Source organism: Candidatus Rhodobacter oscarellae, from assembly GCF_001078595.1.
GTDB lineage: Bacteria > Pseudomonadota > Alphaproteobacteria > Rhodobacterales > Rhodobacteraceae > Rhodobacter_B > Rhodobacter_B oscarellae.
In genome coordinates, this window is record NZ_LFTY01000002.1 from 918,619 (window position 1) to 944,016 (window position 25,398).

General features: G+C 61.4%; 35 protein-coding genes and 1 pseudogene. 9 read left to right on the forward strand and 27 right to left on the reverse strand.

Annotated features, from left to right (window positions below; genetic code table 11):
- Positions 1-77: 77 nt before the first annotated feature.
- From AIOL_RS09325 to AIOL_RS09335, 3 genes are read right to left on the reverse strand one after another with little or no spacing between them, the layout of a single operon-like run.
- Positions 78-959 (reverse strand): DMT family transporter, encoded by an 882-nt coding sequence (locus AIOL_RS09325; RefSeq protein ID WP_049642729.1) that lies wholly within the window; start codon positions 957-959, stop codon positions 78-80.
- Positions 956-1,312 (reverse strand): hypothetical protein, encoded by a 357-nt coding sequence (locus AIOL_RS09330; RefSeq protein WP_049642730.1) that lies wholly within the window; start codon positions 1,310-1,312, stop codon positions 956-958. Before AIOL_RS09330 ends, AIOL_RS09325 begins: the two co-directional genes overlap by 4 nt.
- Positions 1,313-1,321: 9 nt before the next feature.
- Entirely contained in the window at positions 1,322-1,780 is a 459-nt protein-coding gene (locus tag AIOL_RS09335; protein WP_049642731.1) for a hypothetical protein, read from the reverse strand.
- A 118-nt stretch (positions 1,781-1,898) separates the two neighbouring features.
- Between AIOL_RS09335 and AIOL_RS09340 the strand changes: the two genes are divergently transcribed.
- Positions 1,899-2,315 carry a SufE family protein gene (locus AIOL_RS09340; protein ID WP_049642732.1) on the forward strand — a complete coding sequence of 139 codons (417 nt, stop codon included), beginning with the start codon at positions 1,899-1,901 and terminating at the stop codon, positions 2,313-2,315.
- Here AIOL_RS09340 and AIOL_RS09345 read toward each other — a convergent pair.
- Together AIOL_RS09345 and AIOL_RS09350 are read right to left on the reverse strand one after the other, a co-directional pair.
- Positions 2,312-2,953, reverse strand: a complete 642-nt coding sequence (locus tag AIOL_RS09345) for a DUF1638 domain-containing protein (RefSeq protein ID WP_049642733.1) — start codon at positions 2,951-2,953, stop codon at positions 2,312-2,314. The two genes, AIOL_RS09340 and AIOL_RS09345, sit on opposite strands and share 4 nt — an antisense overlap.
- Positions 2,950-3,132, reverse strand: coding sequence for a hypothetical protein (locus tag AIOL_RS09350; RefSeq protein ID WP_049642734.1), 183 nt, complete (start codon positions 3,130-3,132; stop codon positions 2,950-2,952). Before AIOL_RS09350 ends, AIOL_RS09345 begins: the two co-directional genes overlap by 4 nt.
- Before the next feature lie 172 nt (positions 3,133-3,304).
- Between AIOL_RS09350 and AIOL_RS09355 the strand changes: the two genes are divergently transcribed.
- The gene (locus AIOL_RS09355; RefSeq protein ID WP_082152502.1) at positions 3,305-3,943 is read left to right on the forward strand and encodes a TetR/AcrR family transcriptional regulator; all 639 of its coding nucleotides are present in this window, start codon (positions 3,305-3,307) and stop codon (positions 3,941-3,943) included.
- Between the two features lie 2 nt (positions 3,944-3,945).
- Here AIOL_RS09355 and AIOL_RS09360 read toward each other — a convergent pair whose 3' ends face one another.
- Positions 3,946-4,650 carry a corrinoid protein gene (locus AIOL_RS09360; RefSeq protein WP_049642735.1) on the reverse strand — a complete coding sequence of 235 codons (705 nt, stop codon included), beginning with the start codon at positions 4,648-4,650 and terminating at the stop codon, positions 3,946-3,948.
- 168 nt (positions 4,651-4,818) lie between these two features.
- Here AIOL_RS09360 and AIOL_RS09365 point away from each other — a divergent pair, with 168 nt between their 5' ends.
- Entirely contained in the window at positions 4,819-5,907 is a 1,089-nt protein-coding gene (locus AIOL_RS09365; protein WP_049642736.1) for a PA0069 family radical SAM protein, read from the forward strand.
- 137 nt (positions 5,908-6,044) lie between these two features.
- Here AIOL_RS09365 and AIOL_RS09370 read toward each other — a convergent pair whose 3' ends face one another.
- From AIOL_RS09370 to AIOL_RS09385, 4 genes are all read right to left on the reverse strand, one after another.
- A complete protein-coding gene (locus AIOL_RS09370) occupies positions 6,045-6,308 on the reverse strand; it encodes a hypothetical protein (RefSeq protein WP_049642737.1) in 264 nt (87 codons plus the stop codon).
- Positions 6,309-6,362: 54 nt separating this feature from the next.
- Complete coding sequence (gene bmt / locus AIOL_RS09375; RefSeq protein ID WP_049642738.1) at positions 6,363-7,376, reverse strand: betaine--homocysteine S-methyltransferase; 1,014 nt, start codon at positions 7,374-7,376, stop codon at positions 6,363-6,365.
- A gap of 110 nt (positions 7,377-7,486) precedes the next feature.
- A complete protein-coding gene (locus AIOL_RS09380; RefSeq protein WP_049642739.1) occupies positions 7,487-9,391 on the reverse strand; it encodes a phosphatidylglycerol lysyltransferase domain-containing protein in 1,905 nt (634 codons plus the stop codon).
- Positions 9,392-9,547: 156 nt separating this feature from the next.
- A complete protein-coding gene (locus AIOL_RS09385; protein WP_049642740.1) occupies positions 9,548-9,862 on the reverse strand; it encodes a DUF1476 domain-containing protein in 315 nt (104 codons plus the stop codon).
- A 153-nt stretch (positions 9,863-10,015) separates the two neighbouring features.
- On the opposite strand from AIOL_RS09385, the gene purC reads away from it, so the two are divergent.
- Entirely contained in the window at positions 10,016-10,777 is a 762-nt protein-coding gene (gene purC, locus AIOL_RS09390) for a phosphoribosylaminoimidazolesuccinocarboxamide synthase (protein WP_049642741.1), read from the forward strand.
- Positions 10,778-10,965: 188 nt separating this feature from the next.
- Here the strand turns inward: purC and AIOL_RS09395 are convergent, their stop codons facing one another.
- Positions 10,966-13,350 (reverse strand): 1-deoxy-D-xylulose-5-phosphate synthase N-terminal domain-containing protein, encoded by a 2,385-nt coding sequence (locus AIOL_RS09395; protein WP_049642742.1) that lies wholly within the window; start codon positions 13,348-13,350, stop codon positions 10,966-10,968.
- A 49-nt stretch (positions 13,351-13,399) separates the two neighbouring features.
- A complete protein-coding gene (locus tag AIOL_RS09400) occupies positions 13,400-14,419 on the reverse strand; it encodes a 1-aminocyclopropane-1-carboxylate deaminase (protein WP_049642743.1) in 1,020 nt (339 codons plus the stop codon).
- Between AIOL_RS09400 and AIOL_RS09405 the strand changes: the two genes are divergently transcribed.
- Positions 14,418-15,035: an Lrp/AsnC family transcriptional regulator gene (locus tag AIOL_RS09405; protein ID WP_235438945.1), complete on the forward strand. Its 618-nt coding sequence runs from the start codon at positions 14,418-14,420 to the stop codon at positions 15,033-15,035. The two genes, AIOL_RS09400 and AIOL_RS09405, sit on opposite strands and share 2 nt — an antisense overlap.
- Before the next feature lie 820 nt (positions 15,036-15,855).
- Here AIOL_RS09405 and AIOL_RS09410 read toward each other — a convergent pair.
- From AIOL_RS09410 to AIOL_RS09480, 15 genes and pseudogenes are all read right to left on the reverse strand, one after another.
- Complete coding sequence (locus AIOL_RS09410; protein WP_049641827.1) at positions 15,856-16,899, reverse strand: IS110 family transposase; 1,044 nt, start codon at positions 16,897-16,899, stop codon at positions 15,856-15,858.
- A gap of 108 nt (positions 16,900-17,007) precedes the next feature.
- Positions 17,008-17,313, reverse strand: a complete 306-nt coding sequence (locus AIOL_RS09415; protein WP_049642744.1) for a hypothetical protein — start codon at positions 17,311-17,313, stop codon at positions 17,008-17,010.
- The gene (locus AIOL_RS09420; RefSeq protein ID WP_049642745.1) at positions 17,310-18,290 is read right to left on the reverse strand and encodes a phosphoadenosine phosphosulfate reductase domain-containing protein; all 981 of its coding nucleotides are present in this window, start codon (positions 18,288-18,290) and stop codon (positions 17,310-17,312) included. Before AIOL_RS09420 ends, AIOL_RS09415 begins: the two co-directional genes overlap by 4 nt.
- A complete protein-coding gene (locus AIOL_RS09425) occupies positions 18,283-18,543 on the reverse strand; it encodes a pyocin activator PrtN family protein (RefSeq protein ID WP_049642746.1) in 261 nt (86 codons plus the stop codon). Before AIOL_RS09425 ends, AIOL_RS09420 begins: the two co-directional genes overlap by 8 nt.
- The gene (locus AIOL_RS09430; protein ID WP_152912446.1) at positions 18,543-18,824 is read right to left on the reverse strand and encodes a hypothetical protein; all 282 of its coding nucleotides are present in this window, start codon (positions 18,822-18,824) and stop codon (positions 18,543-18,545) included. The genes AIOL_RS09425 and AIOL_RS09430 overlap by 1 nt, the downstream gene beginning before the upstream one ends.
- Before the next feature lie 44 nt (positions 18,825-18,868).
- On the reverse strand, positions 18,869-19,570 hold the full coding sequence (locus tag AIOL_RS25705) for a hypothetical protein (RefSeq protein ID WP_049642748.1): 702 nt from the start codon (positions 19,568-19,570) through the stop codon (positions 18,869-18,871).
- Between the two features lie 61 nt (positions 19,571-19,631).
- Positions 19,632-19,844, reverse strand: a pseudogene (locus AIOL_RS25710) (DUF2303 family protein); the annotation flags it as partial.
- A gap of 142 nt (positions 19,845-19,986) precedes the next feature.
- Positions 19,987-20,562 (reverse strand): DUF2303 family protein, encoded by a 576-nt coding sequence (locus AIOL_RS09445; protein WP_082152503.1) that lies wholly within the window; start codon positions 20,560-20,562, stop codon positions 19,987-19,989.
- Between the two features lie 33 nt (positions 20,563-20,595).
- Positions 20,596-21,018, reverse strand: coding sequence for a hypothetical protein (locus tag AIOL_RS09450; protein WP_049642751.1), 423 nt, complete (start codon positions 21,016-21,018; stop codon positions 20,596-20,598).
- Between the two features lie 17 nt (positions 21,019-21,035).
- A complete protein-coding gene (locus AIOL_RS09455; protein WP_235438947.1) occupies positions 21,036-21,278 on the reverse strand; it encodes a hypothetical protein in 243 nt (80 codons plus the stop codon).
- Positions 21,279-21,606: 328 nt separating this feature from the next.
- Positions 21,607-21,966: a hypothetical protein gene (locus AIOL_RS09460; protein WP_053101227.1), complete on the reverse strand. Its 360-nt coding sequence runs from the start codon at positions 21,964-21,966 to the stop codon at positions 21,607-21,609.
- Complete coding sequence (locus AIOL_RS09465) at positions 21,963-22,178, reverse strand: hypothetical protein (protein WP_049642753.1); 216 nt, start codon at positions 22,176-22,178, stop codon at positions 21,963-21,965. Before AIOL_RS09465 ends, AIOL_RS09460 begins: the two co-directional genes overlap by 4 nt.
- On the reverse strand, positions 22,178-22,534 hold the full coding sequence (locus AIOL_RS09470; protein ID WP_152912448.1) for a hypothetical protein: 357 nt from the start codon (positions 22,532-22,534) through the stop codon (positions 22,178-22,180). Before AIOL_RS09470 ends, AIOL_RS09465 begins: the two co-directional genes overlap by 1 nt.
- A 195-nt stretch (positions 22,535-22,729) precedes the next feature.
- Positions 22,730-23,176 carry a YbjQ family protein gene (locus AIOL_RS09475; protein WP_049642755.1) on the reverse strand — a complete coding sequence of 149 codons (447 nt, stop codon included), beginning with the start codon at positions 23,174-23,176 and terminating at the stop codon, positions 22,730-22,732.
- Between the two features lie 172 nt (positions 23,177-23,348).
- Complete coding sequence (locus tag AIOL_RS09480; protein WP_049642756.1) at positions 23,349-23,723, reverse strand: helix-turn-helix domain-containing protein; 375 nt, start codon at positions 23,721-23,723, stop codon at positions 23,349-23,351.
- Positions 23,724-23,809: 86 nt separating this feature from the next.
- Here AIOL_RS09480 and AIOL_RS09485 point away from each other — a divergent pair, with 86 nt between their 5' ends.
- From AIOL_RS09485 to AIOL_RS09500, 4 genes are all read left to right on the forward strand, one after another.
- Complete coding sequence (locus tag AIOL_RS09485) at positions 23,810-24,025, forward strand: hypothetical protein (protein WP_049642757.1); 216 nt, start codon at positions 23,810-23,812, stop codon at positions 24,023-24,025.
- Positions 24,026-24,097: 72 nt separating this feature from the next.
- The gene (locus AIOL_RS09490; RefSeq protein WP_049642758.1) at positions 24,098-24,538 is read left to right on the forward strand and encodes a hypothetical protein; all 441 of its coding nucleotides are present in this window, start codon (positions 24,098-24,100) and stop codon (positions 24,536-24,538) included.
- Entirely contained in the window at positions 24,538-25,050 is a 513-nt protein-coding gene (locus tag AIOL_RS09495) for a DUF1937 family protein (RefSeq protein ID WP_235438949.1), read from the forward strand. The genes AIOL_RS09490 and AIOL_RS09495 overlap by 1 nt, the downstream gene beginning before the upstream one ends.
- Complete coding sequence (locus AIOL_RS09500; protein WP_049642760.1) at positions 25,047-25,385, forward strand: hypothetical protein; 339 nt, start codon at positions 25,047-25,049, stop codon at positions 25,383-25,385. Before AIOL_RS09495 ends, AIOL_RS09500 begins: the two co-directional genes overlap by 4 nt.
- Positions 25,386-25,398 lie beyond the last annotated feature (13 nt).

Below are 25,398 nucleotides of genomic sequence, written 5' to 3' on the forward strand. Positions count from 1 at the left end.
TTCAGTACCAGGCAGATTCCATAGTCTTACCCCGCGTAATCGATTTGCCACACCGAAGAAGCGTGTCTTTCGCGCCACTATTTGGACGGGGAACGTGCCTCATTTCGGATATTCAGGGCATTTGCGGCAAAGATGAACGCCCCGCCGAGGAAGACGGCAAGCAAAAACGGCTCGGCATAAAACAGCATTCCGACCACCGCGATGATCGGCAGGCGGGCGAAATCCATCGTCATAACGACCCCCGCGGGCGCCAGCGTCAGCGCCTTGGTGACGCAGAAATGCGCCACCAGCCCGCAGACCGCCACCAGCATCAGCCAGGGCAGCGAGGCTCCGCTTGGCGGCGCCATGGCGCCATCCATGAACGCGGTGCCAAGCCCCAGCACCGCCTGAATCACCGTCAGATAGAACAGCACGCAGGTGATCGTCTCGGTCCTCACCAGGGACCGCGTGCAGACCGCAGTTCCGGCGAACCCGATGGCCGCCAGGGCCGCCGCGACAAGCCCGGGGCTAAGCTCGAAATCCGCGCCCGGCTGCGCGACGATCATGGCGCCCGCAAAGCCAAGGGCGGCCGCGGCGAGCCGGATCCGGGTCAGGCGCTCGCCCAAAAACAGGGCGGCCAGGAAGGTCGCCCAGATAGGCGTGGTGAACTCGAAGGCGAAGATCTGCGCCAGGGGCACCGTGCCGACGCCCACCGCGAAGAACCACAGGTTCTGCCCGATGAAGTGGAACAGGTTGCGCAGCCCATGCAGCCAAAGCCGCCGGGTTGTGATCTGGCCCAGCGTGCCCGCCCATCCAGCGACCGCAAGCACCATCACGACCCCCAAGAGCGAGCGGTAGGTCATGATCTCGAACGTGTCGTGCATCCCCGCCAGCTCGCGCCCGGACACGGCCATCGCGGTGAATGACAGGATCGCGCCGGTCATCCAGACCGCGGCGCGGGCCGGGGCCGAAAGCGTCATTCCGCGGCGGCTGTGCAGCAGCCCGTCAAGAGGATCGGCGTCTGCCCGCGCTGGGTCATGACATGGGCGCGCAGGGGCTGCGCGCCGCAGGCCTCCTGTTCGATCAGGACGATCGCGGTGTCGCGCTCGCCGATCAGGGTGAATGCGCGGGGCCAGCCATCGGCGGCGCCCTCTGCCGTCGTCACGAGCATCACATCCATGTCGGTCGGGGCGGGGAAGGAAAAGCGCCCCTGGACGGCGTCGAACTCAACGCGCCAATTGGGCGCTTGCCCCGAGCATATGTAGCTCTGCGACCAGGCGGGCAGGGTGCTTAGGCTAAGGGCAAGGGCCGCGAGGCAGGTGTTCAAGCGCATGGGCGGGCCTCAGCGGCGCACCACCAGCGCGTTCTCGGCAGCGCTCACGCGGATCTGCTGCGCGCCAGCCAGCGTCTGATCCGACACGAAGCGCCCAACAATGACCTCGCGCGAGCGTGGCGTGCTGACGCGGGTCTGCTCGAAGGGCGGGTTCACCCGGAACTCGTAGTTCAGCGCGCCGTTCTCGGCGACCTCGCGACCGACGGGAATAAGCGCCCCGTCGAAATAGCCTTGCTGTTCCGGCAGGCCCGTGGCGCGCACGATGGCGCCGCCGGGCACCTGCTCGACCCGTAGGCTGACAATCTGGCGCACCAATGGGCGCGGGTCGGCGTCGGGGGCGGTGGTCACGACCTCGGCCTCTTGGCTGCGGCCAAACCAGTTGAACGGGTTTAGGCGTGATTCCGATATGCGGCTGCAGCCCGCCACGATTCCCGCGACGCATAGCGCCAGTATGAATTGCTTGCCCATATCACTCCCCTTGCCGTCGCCACAGGGTTAGCCGATGCGGCGTGGCTTGAAAAGGGAACGATGCTCTGGACCTTTTGCACCGGCCGGATTACCTCGCCATTGGTGAAAGGGAGCGACAATGGCCAGCGCGGAATTTGAGGAACTCGTCGAGACGTTTGAATTCCTGGGCGACTGGGAGGAGCGCTATGGCCATGTCATCGACATGGGCAAGGCGATGCCGCCGCTCGAGGACGCGTTCCGCGTGCCTGCAACCAAGGTGGATGGTTGCGCCAGCCAGGTCTGGATCGTCCCCGAGATCTCGGATGGTGGCGTGCTGAGCTTTCGCGGCGACAGCGACGCGATGATCGTGCGCGGGCTGATCGCGGTGCTCGTGGCGCTTTACTCGGGCCTGCCGGTGGCCGAGATCGGCAAGATCGACGCGGTGGCCGAGCTGAAACGCCTTGACCTAGAGGACCACCTGTCATCGCAGCGCTCCAACGGGCTAAAGGCGATGGTGCAGCGCATCCAGCAGGTCGCAGCGGCGGCGGCGGCTTAACCGGCCCATTTCTCTAGCGTCGTGCTCAGGTCGCCATAGCCGGTAAAGCGCCGCTCGAAGGCGAGCCCCAGGCGCTGCGCGCAGTCCCGGGCCTTCTCCGTCAGCGCCGGGTCGTCAATCTGCGCCTGATAGACTAGCTTTTCATAATTGCCGAAATACATGTCCCGCAGCTCGGGATGCTTCTCCAGCCCCAGGGGCTTCCAGACGAAGGCGTCGAACTGGCGGACCAGGAAATCCGTCAGGTAGAACGCGGTGAATTCGTCTGAACTTCCCGCCGCAAAATATTCATTTCCCTGAAAGAAAGAGTAGCAATGCGGACCGGCGACCATCTCGACGCCCAGCTCTTGGCAGAGCCTTTCAAGCTGCCCGCCAGTGCCGCAATCGGCATAGACCACATGGATGGCGCCGTAGCTGCCGCGGTTCTTTTCCACCGCGTCGCGCACCGCGCCGCAGATCTTTTCGGGATGGTTGTGGTAGATCGCGGGAAGGCAGGTCAGGTCCATATGGTCCCATCCGTTGCCCTTTGTGACCGCCAGGATCTCGCGCGCCAGAGCGCCGCAGGCGATCAACAGAACCTTGCCGCGCGGCGCCTCAAGCGCAAGCCCGTGCTGGGTCAGCCTGTCGTCCGAGAGCTTCATGGCGCGCGTCGAAAGAACAGCCGCGCGGCAAGTGCGACGCCCGCGACCGCGGTGACCGCGATGCCAGCACCGGGCAGCGCCACGCCAAGCTGCGCGCTGAGCCACCAGCCGAACGCCACGGTGACGCCAGCGGCACAGATCACAAGGGCGATGAGGATCGCGAATCGATATGCAGGCATGCCCGGCTCCTTTGCTGGCAAGATAAGGGGCTTGAGTGCGGATTTTAAGGCTAAGGGCGACCTGCGGGGCGAATTTCCCGGCGCGTTAAGGGGTCCTAAACCCATTTTGCGATACCGCTTGCGCCCGAGTTGACCAGATTTGACCGTGGTCATTTAACCGCCGAGGCCCGAGATGAGCCAACCAGCCCAGGCGCGCAGCCGCCGCACCCGCAATCGCCTGATCGCCGCCGCCGAGGACGAGATCGCCGCGCAGGGCTTTGAGGGCCTGCGCGTCGACGCCGTGGTGAGGCGGGCAGGGGTCGCCAAGGGCACCTTCTTTGCGCATTTCGCCGACAAAGAGATCTTGATCGAGGAACTGATCGCCGCGCGCCTGGAGGCAGAGCTTCAGCGGCTAGAGGCCGCGCCGCCGCCACATGACCTGGACGGGTTCATCGCGGCGCTGATGCCGGCCTGGTCGCTGATGACGCAGGAGCGCTATGTCTTTGACGTGATCGCGCGGCACTCCACCGCAATGGGGATCGCCAATCTTGGCCCTTTGGCCATCGCGTTCCAGCGGCTTTACGATGTGATCTCGGACTGGCTGTCGGGCGCGCCCTTTCGCACCGATGTCACGCGGCGCTTGCTGGCCGAGGGCGTGCAGGCCTTTGCGCTGCAATCCATGGCGTTGGAGTTTTGCGCGCTGCATAACCAGATCGGCCTGGCCGCGCGCCTGCGCCCCTATCTGCGGGCCTGGCTGCTTCCGAACCATGCGGCGGGCACGAAAAAGGCACCCGAAACGGGTGCCTTAAGCGTCGCAGCTGAGGCGGCCTAGCCTTAGCCCGCCGCCATTTGGTTGTGTTTGCGCGCCACGAATTCCTTGGCGGTTTCCACCGCCACGGCGGCGTCGCGGCAATAGGCATCCGCGCCGATCGCCTTGCCGAATTCCTCGTTCAGCGGCGCGCCACCTACCAGGACGATGTAGTCGTCGCGGATGCCCTTCTCGACCATCGTGTCGATCACCACCTTCATGTAGGGCATTGTGGTGGTGAGCAGGGCGGACATGCCAAGGATATCGGGCTCTTCGGTCTCCAGCGCGTCCAAGTAGTTCTCAACCGGGTTGTTGATGCCCAGATCGACCACCTCGAAACCGGCGCCCTCCATCATCATGCTGACAAGGTTCTTGCCGATGTCATGGATGTCGCCCTTGACCGTGCCGATCACCATCTTGCCCACGCGGGGCGCGCCGGTTGCGATCAGCAGCGGCTTTAGGATCGCCATCCCGCCCTTCATGGCATTCGCGGCCAACAGAACCTCTGGCACGAAAAGGATGCCGTCGCGGAAGTCGTTGCCGACGATGGTCATGCCGCCCACCAGCGCCTCGGTCAGGATGCGATAGGGCTCCCACTTGCGCTCAAGCAGGATGTTCACACCCTCCTCGATCTCCTCCTTGAGGCCGTCATATAGGTCGTCAAACATCTGTGCGACGAGTTCCTCGTCGTCCAGCTCGCTCAGGATGATGTCGTCTTCTTCGTCAGCCATGGGGACACCTTCAAAAAGCGCAAGCCTGCGCGTGATTTAAGCCCTTATTCCTGCAATGATACCGCAGCACTCGACAAGTTGCGACATCCATCGTGTCGCTTCCGACCATCGCATATACCGTTTCGGGTTAGCGGTTGATTAATGTTCTCTTTATGTTCTAGTTGCAGCATGGAGATTCCAGGAACCAACCAGCTGAGCCAGGACCAGCGGCGCGGGCGCGCGGCGGCGGGCAACCCGGATGTGCGATTCGAGGCGACGCAAAGGGTGTTCGAGGATGACGGCTGGGCGCGCGACGAGGGCCGGCCGGTGCTGCGCACCGAGGTCTCGGTGGAGCGCCCGCGCAGCGTGATCACCAAGAACAGCTCGCCCGATCTGGACTTTGACCGCTCGATCAACCCCTATCGCGGCTGCGAGCATGGCTGCATCTACTGCTTCGCGCGCCCCAGCCACGCCTATCTGGGCCTGTCGCCGGGGCTCGACTTCGAGACCAAGCTGATCGCGCGTCCCGACGCGCCGCAGATCCTGGAAAAGGAACTGGCGCGCAAAAGCTACCGCCCCAAGGTGATCGCGATCGGCACCAACACGGACCCGTACCAGCCGGTGGAGCGCGAGATGCGGATCATGCGTGGCCTGCTGGAGGTCCTGCACGCGCATCGCCACCCCGTGGCCGTCGTAACCAAGGGCACGCTGATCGAGCGCGACCTGGATATCCTGGGCGAGATGGGGCGAATGGGCCTGGCCCGCGTGGGCATCTCGGTGACCACGCTGGGCTCGGAATTGTCGCGACGGATGGAGCCGCGCGTGCCGGCGCCCGCGCGGCGGCTGCGCACCATCAAGCGCTTGGTCGAGGCGGGCTGCCCGGTGCGCGTCATGGCCTCGCCGATGGTGCCCGGGCTGACCGATCACGAGCTGGAGGCGATCCTGACCGCGGGCAAGGAGGCGGGGGCGACGGCGGCAAGCTACGTCCTGCTGCGCCTGCCGCGCGAGGTCGCGGGGCTGTTTCGGGATTGGCTGGCCGAGCACTACCCTGACCGCGCCGACCGCGTGATGGGGCTGGTGCGCGATACCCATGGCGGGCAGGATTACGACCCCGAATGGGGCAAGCGTATGTGCGGCGAGGGCGTATTCGCAGAACTGCTGGCACAGAGGTTTAAGGTGACGTCGCAACGGCTTGGTTTGGCGAGGAAAATTCCGGCGCTGCGAGTGGATGAGTTCCGCGTTCCGGAACGTGTTGGCGATCAGCTGAGCCTGTTTTAGAACGCGGCCCAAAAGCCTTCAAAGGCTTTTGCCAATCCCTTGGAAGGGATTGGTTTTGGCGCCAAGTCAGTGAGCTTCCGCGCGCCTCACCAGAGCCTTGGAAGGCTCTGGCAAATCTCTTGCAAGAGATTTGGGCGTCACTCGAAAATTCGAACGGGCTCTTTGTTGCAAAAGATCACGACCTGTCCCGCGTTGATCACAGCGCGGTAGCCGCGCTTGCTCAATTCCTGGCGGAAGCGTGGCCAACCAACGATGCGTTCAACATCCGCGGACTTGCGCCGCACAACGCCGCCGCTGGCGGCGGCCTGCGAGCTAAAGAGGTGGATGATCCATCGTTCCGGGCTCAGGTGAGCTGGCGATGTCGGGCGGTTGCGAAGGGCAGGGGCGAATGCGTCTCTCATAAAGAGAGCATGTCACATTCGCGGTAAACAGTCGGTTAAACCCGGCGGCTCGGCTCAGCCCCGCCGCCGACGGCGGCGCTCTGGCTTTGGCGGCGCATCGCCGGTTCCGTCATCTGCCGAGGAGAACCCGCCCAGCGTATCCGCGATCACCTCCAGCGAGGGGCGCCCGTTCGACGGGCGCGTCTCTAGCGCCTCACGCATCTGGCGCAGGTGAGCCGGCGCGGTGCCGCAGCATCCGCCAATGATCTTAGCGCCGCAGTCGCGGGCCAGCACGGCGTAATCCGCCATCAGCTCGGGCGTGCCATCATAGTGGATATGCCCGTCGACATATTTCGGGATCCCGGCATTGCCCTTGGCAACGATGGGCCGCTCGGTGCCCTGCGCCGAAAAGCCCAGCACCGTGCGCAGCAGGTCGCTCGCACCCACGCCGCAATTGGCCCCAAAGGCCGCAGGTTTATGCGGCAACTTCTCGACCTGCTTGGCCAGATCCGCAGAGGTGACCCCCATCATGGTGCGCCCGGCGGTGTCAAAGCTCATCGTGCCGACCCAGGGCATACCGGCCATGCCGCAGGCCTCGGAGGCGGCCTTTAGCTCTTCAAAGGCCGAGATCGTCTCGACCCAGAGCACATCCGCGCCGCCCGCCTTCAGGCCCTCGGCCTGCTCGTGGAACATCTCAACCGCAATCTCATGCGTCAGCGAGCCCATCGGCGCCATGATCTCTCCGGTGGGGCCCATGGAGCCGGCGACCACGATGGGACGGCTCTCGGCATCCGCGACCTCGCGCCCCAGCTCGGCGGCCAGCTTTGACAGCTCATACGCGCGGTCCTGCGCCTGGTGGAGCTTCAGCCGCGAGGCATTCGAGCCAAAGCTGTTGGTCAGGAACAGATCGCTGCCCGCGTCGACGGAGCCGCGGTAAAGCGCGCGGATCTTGTCCGGCTCGTCCTCGTTCCAGAACTCCGGTGGGTCCCCAGGCCCAAGGCCGAGATTGAACAGGTTCGTACCGGTCGCGCCATCGGCCAACAGCCAATCGCGGCGCGCAAGTAGGTCGTCAAAAAGGGTACTGGTCATGCCTCGGGGGTTCCTTTGCTCGAGCTCGCGCCGGCGCGCGCGTGAGGTAGCGTTGCTACCTCAGATGACAGCGCCGTACCGATTAGGCAAATTCATAACTTCGATATAGATTATGAGCGCCGCGCATAAAGTTGGGCCCGTGGGCGCGTGATCCGGTCTATAAGGTCCACGCCCGCAAGCGCCAAGCTGAGCGCCCCAGGCGCGGCCAAGTAGAGCGGCTCCCAGCGCGGGTCAAAGCATGACTTAAAACGCCGTAGCCCCTCGGCGCCCGACAGGCGATGGAACCGGCCCGCCAGGGTGCTTGGCAGGCGTAGCCGGTCCGACAGACCGGGCACCGCGGCAAGCGACAGCCGCGCCAGCCCATCCGCCTTTGCGCCCAGGATCGCCGCGTGGATGAGCGCGTGCGCTGTGCCCGTGGGCGCCTGGGCGCCCATGCACATCAGGTCAAGCGTGCGCTCGCGCCAGCTTTCGTGGAAGCTTACAAAGCCCACCAATTTGCCGTCCAGGCGCGCCGCGTAGACGTGCTGCGCGCGCACATATGTCTCGTCAAAGAGGCCCATTGAGAAGCCGCGTGCCCCCTTGCGCCCGGCGGCCCAGGCCCTGGAAAGCTGGCGCATCTCGCGCAGGGGCGGGTTGACGGTGACGTCCTCGATCACGACATCGGCGGCCTTGCGCAGATAGCGGCGCAGCTGCCGGCAGCCGCGCGCGCCCAGGTCGAACCGCGCGGGGTCCACAACGGCCTCTTGGCTCACCTGCAGTAGCCGCCACCCGGCGCGGCGCGCGGCCACGGCGGTGCGGGCGTTGCATTTGTAGAGGCAGGGCACAAGAAAGCGGCTGGCGGCGGCGGATCTCAGCGTGTGCAGGGTCTCGGCGGTGGGGTGCTTGTGGTTCAGGGGGTCGGTGAGCATGATCAGGCTCTGGCCCGCGGGCGCCACCAACGAGACGGCGTGGTCCTGGTCATTCACCAACAGGTCCAGCTCGCCCTGGCGCAGCAGGCCGGACTCGGCGCGCTGCGCGTTGAAGGTCAGCGCGCCCATGGCCACGGGCCGGTCCGCGGTCTTGCGCCCCGATTGCACGCGCGCCGCGCGCGGCACCTCCTGGCAGAGCCGCAGCCAGGGCCCCGCGACCAGCACCACCACGGCCAGCGCGGCGGGCAGCGCAAAGTAGACGATGCGGTAGGCGGCGATGGCGGCCAGGATCGTGGCGTCGGGGATCTGGGTGAAGCAGGCCAGCATCATCATCTCGAAGGGCCCCAGCCCGCCCGGCGTCGTGCCCAGCAGGCCGACCCCCAGCGCCATGAGGAACACCGCATAAAAGACCATCGGCGCGGGCACCACATCCGCGGGCATCAGCACGTAAAGCGCCAGCGCCGCCGCCATCGTATCAAGCAGCGCCAGCCCCGCCAGCGTGGCTTGCGCGCGCAGCGGCGGCAGGTCCGCCTTCAACAGCCAACGCGGCTTCCAGATGGTCGCGGCCACCAGCCCGGCAATAAAGAACAGCCCCAACACGGCGGCGGGCTTGCTCCAGGCCAGCTCCGGCCCCGCCAGCAGGATCATCACGGCGGTCAGCCCGCCAAGCGCCACCATGAAGGTGATCGACACGGCGGCGGTGATCTGCGCGGCCTTCCACAACCCGATCCCCGGCAGCACCCGCCAGCGCGCCAGGGTGCCGGTCAAAAGGCCGAAGCCGGTGATCTGCGCGGTGGCGACCGAGGCCACGCCGGACAGCTGCGCCGCGCGGTCGCCCACGCCGGTATCCAGCAGCCGATGCACGACCGCATCCATGCGCCCAATCGCCCAGAAGCTGAGTGCGGCGCCCGCGGTCGCCAGGCCCCATTGCCAATGCGAGATCGCCCCGACCTGCGTGCGGATCGCGGTAAAGTCCAGCTCGCCCGATTTCTGCCAGATGATCCATCCGAACAGGAAAAGAAGGGCGCAGGGGATAACTTGCTTGGAGAGGAGGGCGCGCAGGCAGGCGCCGTCATCCCGCTCTATCGGTATACTCTTGGCACGCATAACACCCTCCCTTTACGGCATGTCAGGGAGGGTGGGTAAAATTCCTTACTACAAGGTTAATCAACCATGGCGACAATGCGGCAGGGCGGGGCGGCGAGGCGCCAATTCCGTCCGATTCTAGCGGTTATTAGGGTTTCGAAAGGAGTGCTTACGAATTCATAGCTCGTCGAGCAACTGCGCCTTCGCCTCGGCCATAAGCTCGGTCATCTTGGCGCGAATCGCGGTCGCGTCGGACTTGTCGCCCAGGTCGCCCGCCACCTTGCGCAGCACGTCGTCATCGCCGGCCTCCTCGAAATCCGCGCGGATCACCTCCTTGGCGTAGGCCTCGGCGTCGTCGCCGGATTTGCCCAGCAGCGCGGCGGCCCAAAGCCCCAAAAGCTTGTTGCGCCGGGCCTCGGCTTTGAATTGCATCTCGGCGTCATGGGCGAATTTGGATTCAAAGGCGTTCTGGCGGTCTTCAAAGGTCGACATGGGATTCCTCGCAAATTTAATGGTGTTGCCTAAGGATATGACCCCCGTGGGGCCACTCTGCAAGGGGCTTGCCTTGCGGGTGCCCACGTCTTGGCCTATAGCGCGCCAATAGAGGGGCCGCACGCATCCCTGGCCCCACCGATCGGAGACCCCATGGCGCGGCGAAAGAAGATCTACGAGGGCAAGGCAAAGATCCTCTATGAGGGCCCCGAGCCCGGAACATTCGTTCAGTATTTCAAGGACGATGCCACGGCGTATAACGCCGAGAAGAAGGACGTCATCGACGGCAAGGGCGTGCTGAACAACCGCCTGAGCGAGTTCTTCATGAAGGGCCTCAACCATATCGGCGTGCCGACGCATTTCATCAAGCGGCTGAACATGCGCGAGCAGCTGATCCGCGCGGTCGAGATCATCCCGCTGGAGGTCATCGTGCGCAACTATGCCGCGGGCTCCATGTCCAAGCGCATGGGGATCGAGGAGGGCACGCAGCTGCCGCGCCCGATCATCGAGTTCAGCTATAAGGATGACAGCCTGGGCGACCCGCTGGTGCCCGAGGAATACATCATCGCCTTCGGTTGGGCCAGCCAGCAGGACCTGGACGACATTGTGGCGCTGGCGCTGCGGGTGAACGACTTTCTGTCCGGCATGATGCTGGGCGTGGGCATCAAGCTGGTGGATTTCAAGATTGAGATCGGCCGGGTATGGGACGGCGATTTCCAGCGGCTGATCGTGGCCGACGAGATCTCGCCCGATAGCTGCCGGCTGTGGGACATCGAGACCGGCCAGAAGCTGGACAAGGACGTGTTCCGGCGCGATCTGGGCTCGCTGGCGGATGCCTATACCGAGGTCGCGCGGCGCCTGGGCGTGCTGCCGTCGAACGTCACCCACGCGGTAAAGCCCCACGTCATCAACTAGGCGACAAGCGCCCCCTGCGCGGGGGCGCCTGGCTCTGCATTGATCAAGAGCCCTACCGATTTCCGGTGCCGTGCAAGACGCTCGACCGCGTCATTGGCAACGCCGAGCGTCTCAGGATTAGCGGCGACATTGGTTGGACAAAACGGGCCCGGCATGTGGCGCCGCTATGCCGGAGCGTCACACTCAGGCTAGATAGCTGCGCGCATGGACTGGGCGATTTCCAGGCCCGTGGGCAGCGCTTTGCGGGCTTCCTCAACGATTGCATCACGGTTGATGCCGAAATGGCTATAGAGATCACCAATCGTTCCGGTCTGCCCGAAGTGTTCAACACCCAAGGGGATGGTTCTGTGCCCGGCAACGGCTCCCAGCCAGGACAATGTCGCGGGATGCCCATCAAGAACGGTCAGTATCTTGCAATGACCGGGTAGGCCGAGCAGGAGTTTTTCGGCATGGCACGTCGCCTGTCTCTGGCCGCGCGCGCGACTGCGTTGGGCGGCGGTCCAGCCTGCGTTCAGACGATCCGCGGAGGTCACGGCAAGAACTCCGATATCCCGATGCGTCTCGGATAGGCGACCGGCGGCCTCTATTGCCTCGTTGGCGACGGCCCCTTGGTAGGCAATCACGATCTCGCAATTCGGTCCCGGTTTGCGCAGCCAGTAAGCCCCGTCAATCGCGCCCTGTCGAAAGTCGTCATCGGCGCGCTTGCCCGGTTGCTCCAGAGGTTTTGTCGTCAGGCGCAGGTAAACTGATCCGCCCGTCTCATCGCGCAGCCATGTGCGTTCATCGGGGTCGCCGCCCCCATCGCGCTGCATGTAATCAAACGCCCATTCCATGATGACGGCCAGTTCGTCCGCAAAGGCAGGCTCGAAGCTTGCCAGCCCATCTTGCGCCATGCCGGTCAGGGATGTGCCGATGGATTGATGCGCCCCGCCTTCAGGCGCGAGCGTGACACCGGACGGGGTGCCGACGATCATGAAGCGCGCGTCCTGATAGCAGGCATAGTTCAGCGCATCCAAACCCCTGTGAACGAAAGGATCATACACGGTTCCGATGGGAATGATCCGTTTGCCCCAGAGGCTATGGGCAAGCCCCGCCGCCCCCAGAAGCAGAAACAGGTTCATCTCTGCGATGCCGAGCTCAAGATGCTGGCCCTCTGGCGCGAAGTTCCATTTGGCCGTGGAAGGAATGCGGTGTTCGATGAACGCGTCTTTTTGTGACTCGCGGGCAAAGAGCTTGCGCCGGTTCACAAAGGCCCCAAGACCTGTAGTGCCCGTGACATCTGGCGAGGTGGTCATGATCCGCGCCGCAAGGTCGCTGTCGCCCTTGGACATCTCATCAAGGATCTTGCCAAAGGCGGCCTGTGTCGATGTCTCACGGTCTGTTGCGAACGCGATGGGCGGCACCGGCAGTTTGGTGTCGGCGTAGCGCCGGGTCCCTTTGGCAAAGAACGGCACAGCAGAGAGGAAGGATTTCAGCCCGTTTTCGTCATCCACCGCGGCGAACGGCTCCCATTCCTGTCCTTCAGCGACGCCCATGTTCTTTTGCCACGCGGCCATCTGGGCCTTGGTCATTAACCCGCCGTGATTGTCTTTGTGGCCCGCAATCGGCGTCCCCCAACCCTTGATCGTATAGGCAAGAAAGCAGGTGGGGCGGTCGTGATCGATGGCCGCAAAGGTTTCGGCCATGGTCTCAACGCAATTGCCGCCAAGGTTTTCCATCAGGTCCGCCAGCTCGACATCGCTGCGTCTCTCAAGCAGGGCGGTGACGTCTCCCTGATCGCCCAGATCATCCATCAGGCGCTGTCGCCAGACCTCGCCGCCCATATAGGTCAGTGCCGCATATTCGGCATTGGGGCAGGCATCTATCCAGGCGCGCAGCTTCTCTCCGCCGGGCTCCAGAAAGGCGGCGCGCTGTAGCGTGCCGTATTTGACTTTGACAACATCCCAGCCAAAGGCCTCAAAGATCTTCTCGATCCGCTCGAACAGACCTTCACGCACGATCCCGTCCAGGGACTGGCGATTGTAATCAATGATCCACCAGGTGTTGCGAAGCTCGTTCTTCCAGCCCTCCTGTAACACCTCGTAGATGTTGCCTTCATCCATCTCGGCATCGCCCACAAGGGCAACCATCCGGCCAAGCTCTGTTTCCGCGCCCCATGACTTTGCCTTAATGAAATCCTGCACCAGCGAGGCAAGCGCCGTGATCCCAACACCCAGGCCAACCGACCCGGTCGAGAAATCCACGTCGTCAATATCCTTGGTGCGGCTTGGATAGCTTTGCACGCCGCCAAAGCCACGAAAGTTCTCCATCTTCTCGCGCGTCTGATTGCCCATCAGATATTGCATTGCGTGGAAGACCGGCGAGGCATGCGGCTTGACAGCAACTCGGTCCTCGGGACGAAGGGCCGAGAAATAGAGCGCGGTCATAATCGACACCATCGAGGCGGAAGACGCCTGATGCCCACCAATCTTGATGCCATCGGTCTTGGGGCGGATGTGATTGGCATTGTGGATCATCCAATGCGACAGCCACAACAGCCGTTGTTCGATGGTTTTCAGATGGGTGTTCGACATCAGGCGACCTTCCTTAGGTGTGCGTTATGTTTCGGGTTTGGGTGCGGGGTCAGCCGTCTTTGTAGTAATAGCTGTAGCCGTTCAGCGCAGGCGCGCCGCCCAGATGGGCGTAGAGAACCTTGGAGCCTTTCGGGAAGAACCCTTTCTGCGCCAGATCGATCATGCCCTGCATGGATTTGCCCTCATAGACCGGGTCGGTCATCATGGCTTCGGTCTTTGCCGCCAGGCGGATCGCGTCGTTGGTTTCCTCCGAGGGAACACCATAGGCCGGATAGGCATAATCAGGGTTGATGTGGATCTCTTCGTCGCGCACCTCGCGGCCAAGGCCGACCAGCTCTGCCGTGTTGTCCACGATATCGCGCACCTGGGCCTTGGTCTGATCCAGCGTGCCCGAGGCATCGATGCCGATCACACGGTCGGCGCGATCCTGTGCCGCGAAGCCCACGATCATGCCGGCCTGGGTCGACCCGGTGACAACGCAGACCACGATATAGTCGAATTTAAAGCCCAGCTCCGCTTCCTGCTCGGCCACTTCTTCAGCAAAGCCGATATAGCCAAGCGCGCCGTATTTATGCACCGAGGCGCCCGCTGGGATGGGATAGGGCTTGCCGCCAGCATCCTCGACGGATTTGATCGCATCCTCCCAGCTTTTGCGGATGCCGATGTCAAAACCGTCATCGACCAGACGGCTGTCGGCGCCCATCAGGCGGGTCAACATGATATTGCCGACCCGATCATAAACGGCATCGTGATGCGGCACCCATTTTTCCTGGATCACCACGCATTTCATGCCGATCTTGGCCGCCGTCGCCGCCACCATACGCGTGTGGTTCGATTGCACCCCGCCGATGGACACCAGCGTATCCGCGCCGCTGGCGATGGCGTCAGGCACGATGTATTCCAGCTTGCGCAGCTTGTTGCCACCAAAGGCCAGGCCAGAGTTGCAGTCTTCGCGCTTGGCATAAAACTCGACATCAGCGCCCACCGCTTCGGTCAGACGCGGCAGATGCTCGATGGCGGTTTTTCCGAAGGTCAGCGGGTAGCGTTCGAATTTGTCGAGTAGCGACATGGACAATCTCCTGTTTTGCGTTTCCAGCAGTGTTATCAAAAACACCGTGGAAGGTGCTTTCGAACTGGCGCGCCAGATTATTCAGTTTATTCATTTCAACGCCTCTCTTTTCTGCCTTAAAGAGGCAATGTGGAAGAAAACGGAAGAATCCCTCATGCCAGCGCTGGATCGAATCGACCGCAACATACTTCGCCACCTTCAGGCGGATGGGCGACTAACCAATGCCGAGCTTGCAAGTTCGGTGAATGTAAGTCCCGCGACCTGCCATCGACGCACCCAGGCGTTGTTCGAAGCGGGCCACATCTCGAAGGTTATGGGCCATGTGAACCCCTCCTCGGTCGAACTCGGAACCCTGGTGATGGTCGGCGTCGTTCTCGACCGCTCCACGCCAGAAAGCTTTGCCGCCTTTGAAGAGGCCGTGTCGGACATGAAAGAGCTGCTGGACTGTCATCTGGTTGCCGGAGATTTCGACTATCTGTTGAAAATCCGGGTGAGCGACATGAATGATTTCAATACGATGCACAACAAGATGCTGATTGCGTTGCCGGGTGTGCGTCAGATCAGGACGTTTTTTGTTCTCAAAGAGATCAAGGAGAATGCGCCGCTGGCTTTCTAAGCGCGGGGGCTCGGCAGCGGATTGGCCCGTTTTTGGGCCTCTTTCTGGGCCTGCGAGATATGATACACGGTGGCACGCTCGAATCGACAGCCACCGAAAACTCTCGGGAACTCGGCGAATTCAGGGGAAGTAACGCTACACGCTGCTTAAGGTAAAATGGACCTAACGCATTGACAAATAACGCACAAACAGCAGCGCGTTTAAGCGTGGCCCCCATGATGGATGGGATTGCGCTGTAAAATAATAACATAAAGATCAATGTCTTGTAGCGTTGTTCAGGCTCGTGTTGTTCTAGATGTTGTCCCGATTGGCTTGAAATTGCTGTTTATTGGTCCTGCGGTCGCCTGCTGAACCACCGGGTTCGGGCTGGTCCTTCTACAGTGAAGCTGCCTTCCGTAATGGGCCAGTTGATGTCAAGGACAGCGTTTTCACCCTCAAAAACCCGGGAACCGACGAAGGTTTCCGGGGTGCCTGCCAGGCGCAGTGAGGTTCACAGCGGAGTGATTGTGCTGTGGCGATGGGGAATATGCCAGTGTTGTTGGCCTCGCCTGTCGGCATGCCTGCTCACCGTGATGTGTCTGCGCCGGGCTCGTGCTTCCGTCCGTGGTCAGCGCAATGGCTGCCAACTTCATACCTTGTCCGGTTCGGCTCCCGAGTGTCGATCTTCAGGGCGCGCTCAACCCTGGAACGGGTCGGCAGATGGCAGCTTGCGTACATCATCGGGGACCGCGTCCCGGCTGGGACACTGGTGGGCCGGCACCGTCAGGTGCGGCCGAACGCTCCTTGTGCTGAAAACATTTCAATCATGGATGCGGGGCGCTCAGGCGTTCTGCCGGAGCGCCATCGCCTCGTCACGGGTGAAGCGGAACCCGGTTCCATCCACCCACATCCGGTGCAGCACCACGCCGATGCGACGGGCCAGCGCCACGGTGGCACGTCTCTTCCCACGACGCTCGGCAAGGCGCAGCGCCCAGGACTTGAGCCAGTTCGGGCCGCCATGATGCAGCATCACGTTGGCCGCCTGGTAGAGCGCCGCCCGGAGACCTGCGTCTCCGACCTTGGTGATCGCGCCCACAATGGACCGCTCGCCGGATTCATCCCGCCCCGGCGTCAGCCCGACCCAGGGGCCAACATCACGAGATCGTTTGAAGCGTGTGGGATCATCGATCGCGGCCTTCACCGTCAGCGCAACGACGGCACCCACACCGGGCATGGTCATCAGCAGGCGACAGATCGGATCGATCTTCGCCTGATCGCGCACCATCTTCTCGAACCCCGCAAGTTCCCTTCGCAGCTCTGCGCGGGCACGCAGGATCGGCTCAATAGCCGCTTTCAGCACAGTATTGCCCGCCGCCAGGTCCCTGACCCGCTGGTCATAGCGACCTTTCGAGACGGGTCCCATCTTCAGGCCAAAGTTGCGCAACACGCCCCGCACCGACAGTTCCAACTGGATCAGTACCTTCTGGATCGCCTTGCGCGCCGTCAGCAACACGCGTGTTTCCTGAGCAGGAACCGACTTGCAGTGCACGGCGCTGAACCAACCCATCTGCAGGAGATGCGCGATCCCCTGTGCATCCCGCCGATCCGTCTTGATCGGGCTTGCTTTCAGCGCCGCCTTCACTTGCCGCGTTTCCATCAGGATCGCGGGTAGCCCGGCCTCGGTCAGCCCCTTGTGAAGCCATTGGGACAGTGGACCCGCTTCCAGGCCAATCCCGGTAATCTCGCAGGGCAAGGCCTTGAGGAAGCTGACCAACACTTCCGGCTCGCTGGCGACGTCAGTTTCCTTCAGGATCTTGCCGCGATCACCGAGCACGCAAACAGCCGTGCTTGCCAGAGAGACGTCCAGTCCGATAAAGATATCCATGTCGTTGTCCTTTCTATTCTTTGGAATTGAGGCGCGCCATCTGGCAAGACCTCGTAGACACGCATCATGCGTATCAAAGGGCAACGACACCCTCTCTGCGACACCGCTTCAAGCGTAACGACCGAGATTCGCGCCGAGGCCCATTACGGTATCTTGATGAAGGCTTTCACAAAGGTGATGACCCAGTTCGATTGCAGTGGTTTCGATGCTTTCCTGATCTGCCGGGAAGCGGGGGTAGTTGATCAGGGTGATGCAGATGCCCGCTTCCGCGCCCATCGTGTAGATGTAATCTGTTGCCTGAAGGCTGACGCAAAAGCCTTTCATGCAGAAGGCCCTGCAGGCCGCGTGAGCGGTTGCGTAGTCACCTGCAATCCAGATTCGGTAGGTGAAGCTGGGGCAATCTGCCAATTTCATTCGCATAGGCCGTATTGGCTGCTGCACAGGCTGTCGCTGTCCAGTAGCTGAAATCCGTCGAACTGGGTGCCGCCCCGCGTTGTTCTGGACCATGCTTCGATGTCATCAATGCCGGGCAGATGTTCATCAAGGCGCAGCCCCTGTTTCTGCGCTGCTACAAGGCGTTTTCCCTGTGGGGTGGTCGAGGCGGCATAGAAGGTTGCTTGGCCGCGCTTGCTGGCCTTCGAGACCAGCAACTCAAACTGGCGCAGCTTTTCTAGCACATCAGGAAAGCGCTTAAAGATAGCGGCCAGTTCGCCTTTTTGTGCGTTGATGCAAGGGAAGCATCCGACCCGGCCCATTCCCATCCGATACAAGGGATTGGGTTGCAGTCCGAAATAGTCATGCAGCGCAAACGTGTTGGCGGCGGACCAATGTAAAATGGGTCGCCAGATGTGCAGATCGGCTAATCCGCCATATCTGACGCGGTGGTGGCGCGGCAGTTTTGCGCGGTTTGGGCTTTCGGCGCGGCGTTCACCCTGCCATGACACCACATTCCCTTGCGCTAGGGCTGGGGCGAACACCTGATCAAAAATTGGTTCTGCTTTCAGGTGTTCTGTGCAGAATTGCCCTTTGACAGAAGGAAAGCGGCCCTTCCAGATGCACAGGTCCAAGAAGGGAATGCCGGTGGGGTGCAAAACATCCAGCGCAGCCTGAATGATTTCATCTGCAACACCTTCGGAAACCCATTTGGTTTGAACCAAGGTCCGCTTTCGCGCGATGCGATCTGAGAAATCAGCTTTGGCCACTTCGACTTCAGGGCCACCCGTCCGCGCGGATAGCTTGCTGATCCAATCATATGTGATTTCGTTTTCGTGGCCGGTGTCCGCTGTCACTGCCCTGAAGGGCTTCCCGCGCATAATGGCCAGCATGTAGCAGGACGCACTATCTTTCCCGCCACTGATATTGACGATGTGTTGCGTCAAGTTTTCACCCATACATCTGCTGGAATTCGCGCTGTGCTTCGCTACGGCGCGCGTCGAGGTATTCGGCCAAGTCCTGCAGGTGGACGCCCTTGGCGCTCTTCTGGCTGGCTTCTATGCGCACCAGTGGAAGCGGGATCTGGCCATCGCTGATCTTCCGCAGGAACTTCACCAGCGTCAGGTGCGGAAAGAAGTCATCGCACACCTGCTGCGCCGGGATGATCGGTGTGCCGTTGTATTTGGCCATCAGAAGGAATGCGGTGTTCATCAGGCTGTTCCTTGCGGTGCGGATGACAGAAAATCGCCCCGTTCCAGAAGGCGGATCATGGCCTTGCGGCGGCGGTCGATCAGCGCGGGCGGGTTTGCCTTGGCCTTGGTCATCTTCGCCGTGGCGTCCAGCAATGAGGCTGTGGCGGGCCGGTCGACATGGGCCAGTGCGCCATGGCTGATGTCGAAAACCATCAGCATCAATGACCAGTAGTTGATGCCTGTTGCCGCAGAATAGGCCATCAGGAACTGGGCCATGTTGGCTTCCAGTTGGTTGATCATCTGATCATCTTCGTGGCCGATTTCGACTGTCTTGACCATGGCGATCAGTGAACCGTTTTCGCGGCAACCAGATCACTGCGCCCAATGGCTGTCAGCATGGCGTCTGGTTGGCACTTCTCGCCACGGATTTCGCATTTCATCAAGACGCCAAGGCTATCTGTATCGTCGGCATAGGTCAGAAACATCTGATTCATGTCATCCAGATTGCCGTGCAGTCGAAATGAGTGGCGATTGTCGATCAGAGGATCGAGGTATCGGGTTATGAAGCCGCCGTTTGCATCCTGCCTTGGGTCAAACTTACGGCCCATCGTGTCCCTTTTTGCGGGTTTTCCTATCGCTTTGCGCCAGTCGGGGAATTTGTCCTCCAGCCGTTCGACAAGGACGTGCGGGCTGGGCGATCCGATCTGCCAGCTTGCCGATGCGGCTACGGTTTCACCGGGTTCCAGTGCGGCCACAGCGATTTCAGCGCCGCACCAGTGATAGTCGCCTTCGAAGGTTCCATCATCGTGAAAGATGGGTTCAACCTTCGGTGCTGTTACAGCCAAGGTGGCCGCGTGATCTGCATGCCCTTCGCTATCGCGCTGAATCAGCATGATTGCGCCATTGGTGGCGATCATCCAAACGCCGCCGCCGTCGATAGGTTCGATGCGCACCCCCTGAAGGAAGTGACGTGAAGGGTCTGCGCTGGCGATCTTCATTGCCCGGAACATGCGGGCCGCGTCGAGGACGAAGGCCGGTTTGCCCATTGCTCTATTCCTTTCTGATTTCCGTCGCTGGCCCCCGTTGCCGGGGGGCCAGAAAGAGAAATCAGCTTTCGGGGGTGCCCATGAATGTGGGCAGATCGGTTTCGGTGGTTGCGGCTTCGACCGCTTCCTTGAAGGCGGCTTCGAACGCTTTTTCGGGATTGAAGATCGACAGGATGAACCGCACTTCGCCGCCCAGCTTGCGATAGCGGAAGCGCACAGGCATCCGATAAGGCGCGCCGCCCATGAAGACGGGGATGGCGATGATGATATGCTCGGGATTTGCAGCGGCTTGCCGTCCGGGGCTTTGTGTTCATTGACAAACTGGATTTCCTGTTCACCGCTGTCCCGGTTGGTCTTTACCGTCAGGTTGCTGGTTTCATGCACCTGAAACTGCTTGGACATCGCCAGCAGCTGGGTCAGCTGTCCAGTAGCTGAAATCCGTCGAACTGGGTGCCGCCCCGCGTTGTTCTGGACCATGCTTCGATGAATTCGCCCAGATTGTCTTTCTTGAGCGGTTCACCTGACACGCCCATCCATGCCTTCCACTCTTCCGACAGCGGAAAGTCATAGATGGCCCGCGGGTGGCAATGGCGCGCGCTGGCATCACCTGTAGCCGTGGTCACGTCGACCGCGCCAGCGGCGTGATAGTCCGCAATGCAGGTCAGCGTCGGCGCTTCCATGTCGGGATTGGCAAACAGCGCCGATGTGTCGCCTTTGAAGCGGTTGGCCCATGCGATGATGCTTTGCAGATCGGCAAAGCGGGCCGTGCCTTTGCGCCGGGCGGGCTTCAGAAACTCTGCCGCCGCTTGGTGATCGTCGAAGAGGTTTTCGACCTTCCGGTGGTTTGGAAGCGTGATCAGGTGCGATTTGGTAAGGTCCAGCCCTTCGGGTGTTTCGATGGGGTCATGGTGTCCGATGTCCGCCATAAGGTCGCGGACAACCTCACCTTCGGTGGACATCTGGATTTGCGGAATTTCAGTCTTGTCTGACATGGTCAGTTCCTTTTTTGGGGTTGGTTTTCGGGGTTAAACGTCGCGCACTTCGCCCGTTTCCGGGTCGTGCGGGGTGACATCGCGCACACCGCCGTGCATGCGCTTCATGAGCGGGCTGTAGAGTGTCATCTGCCCGTTTTCGTCGATGAAGGCCGATGCGGATGCAGGGGGTGCTTTGGGGGCGTTGAAATTGACGGTCGCGCCCATGTCCACGTCACCCTGTTTGCCAAGCGCATAGTTGACGGTGATGGTCATGGACCCTTTGCAACCTTTGGTGCCGTGCAGTTCCTTGTGTTCCAGCATGTCAATCTGCAGCTGGCGGTGCCCTTCCAGCACTTCGGCAAGGAAATCGCCGCCATCGAACAGTGAGAACAGGTGTTCAATGGTGCGGATTGCATAGGGGTCGTGTGCGTCTGACACGACAACTTCGGCGGATTCATCTTTCTTTTTGGCCATCACGGGCGTGGTCCTTTCTATCGTGGGGTTGCGATTTTGCCGGTCCATGCGTCGAATTCGGTGCGCAGGATCTGGAACTTCTGTTGGGCCGCTTCGCTGGTGGTCAGCTGCTTGCGGCTGTCGATCTGGCAGCAGTCGCGCAGATATTGCGCGGCAGCGCTGGTGCTGAACTGCTGGCCGCGCATGCCGCAGCGGCTGGCTGCGAATTGCTGAAAGCGTGGGTCATTGCACAGGATGCCTGCCTGTTGGGCCGGGTCCATGTCGTCAAAGCGTTTGCGGACAGGTGCATTCATTCCACACCCACCCGTGCTTTCAGGCCGGGGCATTCCGGGCGCATCATTCCGCCGGGGCATCCGCACCCCGGCCACAAAGGGCAGTGGAATGTCGCGGTTTTGTCGACCGCCAATGTGGGCGCGCGCAGGGTTTCATCGTGAGTGGTGGCAGCTGCGCGCGCCCCGGCTGGGGCGTGTCCCAAACGCCCGCGACGGATTGAGGAAAAGAGGCCGGGCACGTCGAGCAGACCGCGCCCGGCCAGTTTACCTGCAAACAGGCGGTCGCCGGTTGGGAGAAATCGGAAATGCGCACCCATCAGGATGCACCTGCGCCAACCGCCGCTTGGGCGTTGGCAATCTCTTCCGCGTGGTTGCGCGGATTGGGGAACGGTGGGTGGACCGTGATGAAGCCATCATCTTCGACCAGCGGCACCTGCGCGCGGGCGACTTTCTTCCAGTTGCGGATGGCTTCATCTTCGGATGACCCATAGGCCACCACGCCATGCAATGAGATTTCGAACAGATGGCTGGACCAGTCATCGCCAGCAGGGGGCACATAGCTGCCACCGCTTTCCATGACTTCGTTCATGAACGCATCGCGCTGGCCTGCCATGTCGAGGCATTCGAGGTTCAGTAAAAAGGCATGCAGGCGGTCAAATTGGGCGTGAAAACTCATAGCAAGTTCCCCTGATTTTTGTCGCGGGGTGCGATTTCACCCACGGGTTCAAGAATGAGCATCCGCTTGCCAGTCTGATCGGCCACCTTCTGTGCGGCTTCAGCGGCGTCGGCGCGCGTTTCATACCGGGCGCGCGGTTCGGTCTTGGATTGTGGGCCGGTGGGTTTCCGGCAGATCATCCAGAAGCGGGCGGACTGGGGCAGATCGGTCATTATGCTGCCTCCGAAAAGTCGATCCAGTCGGTGGCAAAGCCATCCCGGCGGGCGTCCTTCATGATCTCGCGGGCGCGCCGCAGACTGCTGGCTTCGATCAAGGCCAGATTTGCCAACTGATGATCGAAAGCGGAAACCACCCAGCGTTCTTCGCTGTCGATCCAATCGCCGCCCTTGTCGCGGTCGGTGATCATGACATAGCCAAATGGCGTTTTAAGGCTTGCCACATATCCGGCGGTGTCATTCAGGGGCTTGCGTTTGGACATCACGCCACCTGCCGATCTGCTTGGATTGGCTTGGTCTGAAGGCGGCGCTGGCAAACGGTCTGGCCGCGCTCTGCTTTCAGGGTTGCCCATGCCAGAAGGCGCAAGCTGGCCGTATGGTCTGGCTTTGGGTCGGTGATGATCGACCGGGCGTCAGCCTGTCGCTGTGGTATGCTGGGGTTATGAAAACGCATGTTGGCCTCCGACTAGGTGAGGCCGAAACTAGATTGGGAATGTTCCCAATGTCAATCCTAAATTGGGAATGATCCCAAAATCCGCACTTTCAGTTTACTGTGGTGGGTTGTTGCGGGATTCGCTGGTCAGTCCTTTTTGCACCTGAACGGCTGTGCCGATGGCGGTTGCCAGAATGGCGTTTCCCCTGCTGCCGAAGTCGGAAAACCGAAGATCCACACCGACAACCATGTCTGCGTTCAGGCGGGCTGCATCATCCCGCAGCCGGTCGAACAGTTCTTCCTTGATGTCGCGCATGGCGCTCTGTTGGGTCTTGCTGCGACCGCCTACTAGGTCGCGGACTTCCTGCATCATGTCTTTGATGATGTTCATGCCTACAACAGCCTCAGCGGTGACGATGCCAAGCCTTCGCGTGATCGGAATGTCCAAAGCCGCTTCAGTTGTCATCACCATTTTGGAGCGACGTTCTTGGCGCGTCATCGGTGTGGGGCGCTTCGGTTTTGGCTCTTCCTGCGGCACCCCGGCGGAAAGGCGTTCCTTCATACGTGCGCGTTCTTCCGCGCATGTCTTGCAGTAACCATTTGAATTTAAGTCGGAAAAGTTAAATTGATTGTAGCAGCCATGGCATGCAGACATCTGTTTGCCTCTTGCGGTTGTTCTGGTAATGTTCTGTTTATGGTAGATTCTCGTAAAGGTTTCGGCAACACAGCATTAATCAGTCGCCTTTCTGATCGGCAGGCTGCTTTGCTGTCGCTGCATCTTGCGGCGCTACCTGATCGGCATCGGCGCGCTGAGAGAGAATTGCAGTTAAGGACGCTTCCAGTATCGCTTGCTCTTGCGGTGTCAGGCGGTCGATCTGTTCCGCAAGCTGGTCGCGGACCTGCGCAGGGGAAAGCCCCATGAACTCTTCCACGGTAAGCCCGAAGTAGTTGGCGACACGAATTGCGTCATCGACGATCATGTTCTGCGATTTGCCCTGTTTCAACGCATAGAGGGCGTCACGGTTCACGCCCGACCCGCGCGCGATTTGGGTGACTGTCGCGCCAGTGCGTTTAATGTGTTCCCGAAGTGCTTCTGCGAATGTTTTCATGCTGCTGATACTACTTGGGTAGTTTTCCAACGGCCATTGGAAAGGAACCCATTGACTGATTGGGTTTGTTTCCAATAAATGGAGGCATGACCCATGAAACGATCATTAAAGAACTTGAAGACTATTGCCGCGCGACGGGCCTGAAGCCGTCCACGGTCTGTGTTCGGGCGCTGAATGACAGCCGCTATGTGGCGCGACACCAGCGCCGTTTGGCCGCGCTGAATCGGGATGCGAACAAAATCCGCCAATACATGGCCGACAACCCTGCGCCTGCGGGAACGGATCAGGTGGCGGCGGAATGATGGTTGGGCTTGATGTCTCATATCCCGATTGTCGGGCGTTGCGCGTGAACGGCAAAGGAAACGAGGTTTCCGATGGCTGATCCGGTAACGCGCGGCATTTTCGATGGCCTTGTTCGCCGCGCTGGCGGCGTCGAAGCGGTCGCGGCGGTTTTGGAGGCCCGCTATGGCGTTGGGTGTAAGGGCACGGTCAGCAAGATGTGTTCCGGTCAGATTGGCGTCACGGTTGATGCTGCGGTTGCAGTCGAAGACTTTGTCGGGGCCTTCCCGCTGACCAACCGCATGTTCGAACGCACGGGCCGTGAAGGCGTTCGCGCGGGGTGCCTGAAGGAACTGGCGGCGCAAAGTACGGTGGCCAGTGGGCAAGCCCATTCGTCGCTGATCCGGGCTTTTTCACACCTAAGCCCCGGCGGCGAAAGCCTGACAGCGGAAGAGCGCGCGGAAGTCATCGCGCATATGCGTGCTGCGCGTCAGGTGCTGACCGACATCATTGATGCGGCGGAGGCGGCGGAATGATGTCTGACTTCGACCTGCCTCATGTGCGCAACTGGGACGCCCCTGCATTGGATGCTTATGCGGGGGCCTGTCTGTTTCACCGGGATGCGCGGCTGGCGGATGTGATCAGCCATTGTCGTGGTCGGCTGTCCTATCTGGCCACCCCCTATTCCAAAATTGCCCGCTATGACGATGGCGAGTTTGACCCGACCGAGTCACTGGAATGTGCGGTGCGCGCAGCCCGGTGGGCACGGTTATTGGCACTGGAAGGTATCACCGCCGTGTCACCGATCATTCAGGCGGTGGAAATGGTGCATGCCGATTTCATCGACCAGCAGCTTGACCCGCTGGATGTGCAGTTCTGGGAAGGCTGGTGCCGCCCGCTTTTGAACGCATCCGGCACCGTCATCGTGCCGCCGATTTCCGGCTGGGAATACAGCGACGGCATTTGGGTCGAGGTTTGCGAGGCCCTGCGGACGCAGCGGCGCGTGTTCCTGATCAAGCCCGGCGAAGAATTCGGGGGTGATGAATGAACGCCATGACCGCGACCGCAGAAAGCCAGCGCCGGATCTTCAATCACTTTGCCAAGCGGCTGGAAGAGCGCTTCGGGGGGGGGCTGGACGCCCTGACCCTGTGGCGCGCTTTGGCCTATGCCTTGGCGGCGGAAGACTGGAAGCTGCTGCGCCCTGTGGCGCGGGTCAGCCGCAGTGGGCGGCGCATTTTCGTCTGCCGCTTGGCCGATGGCCGCTGGTGTTTCGTTCTGTTCGATTGTCCGCTTGGCTTGCCCATCACGGTATTTCGCGAAGGCATGGTCATCACACGCGAAGGCAAGCCTTCCTTGCGATTGGGGGTGCCGCGTGAGTTTTGATGACCGCAATGCC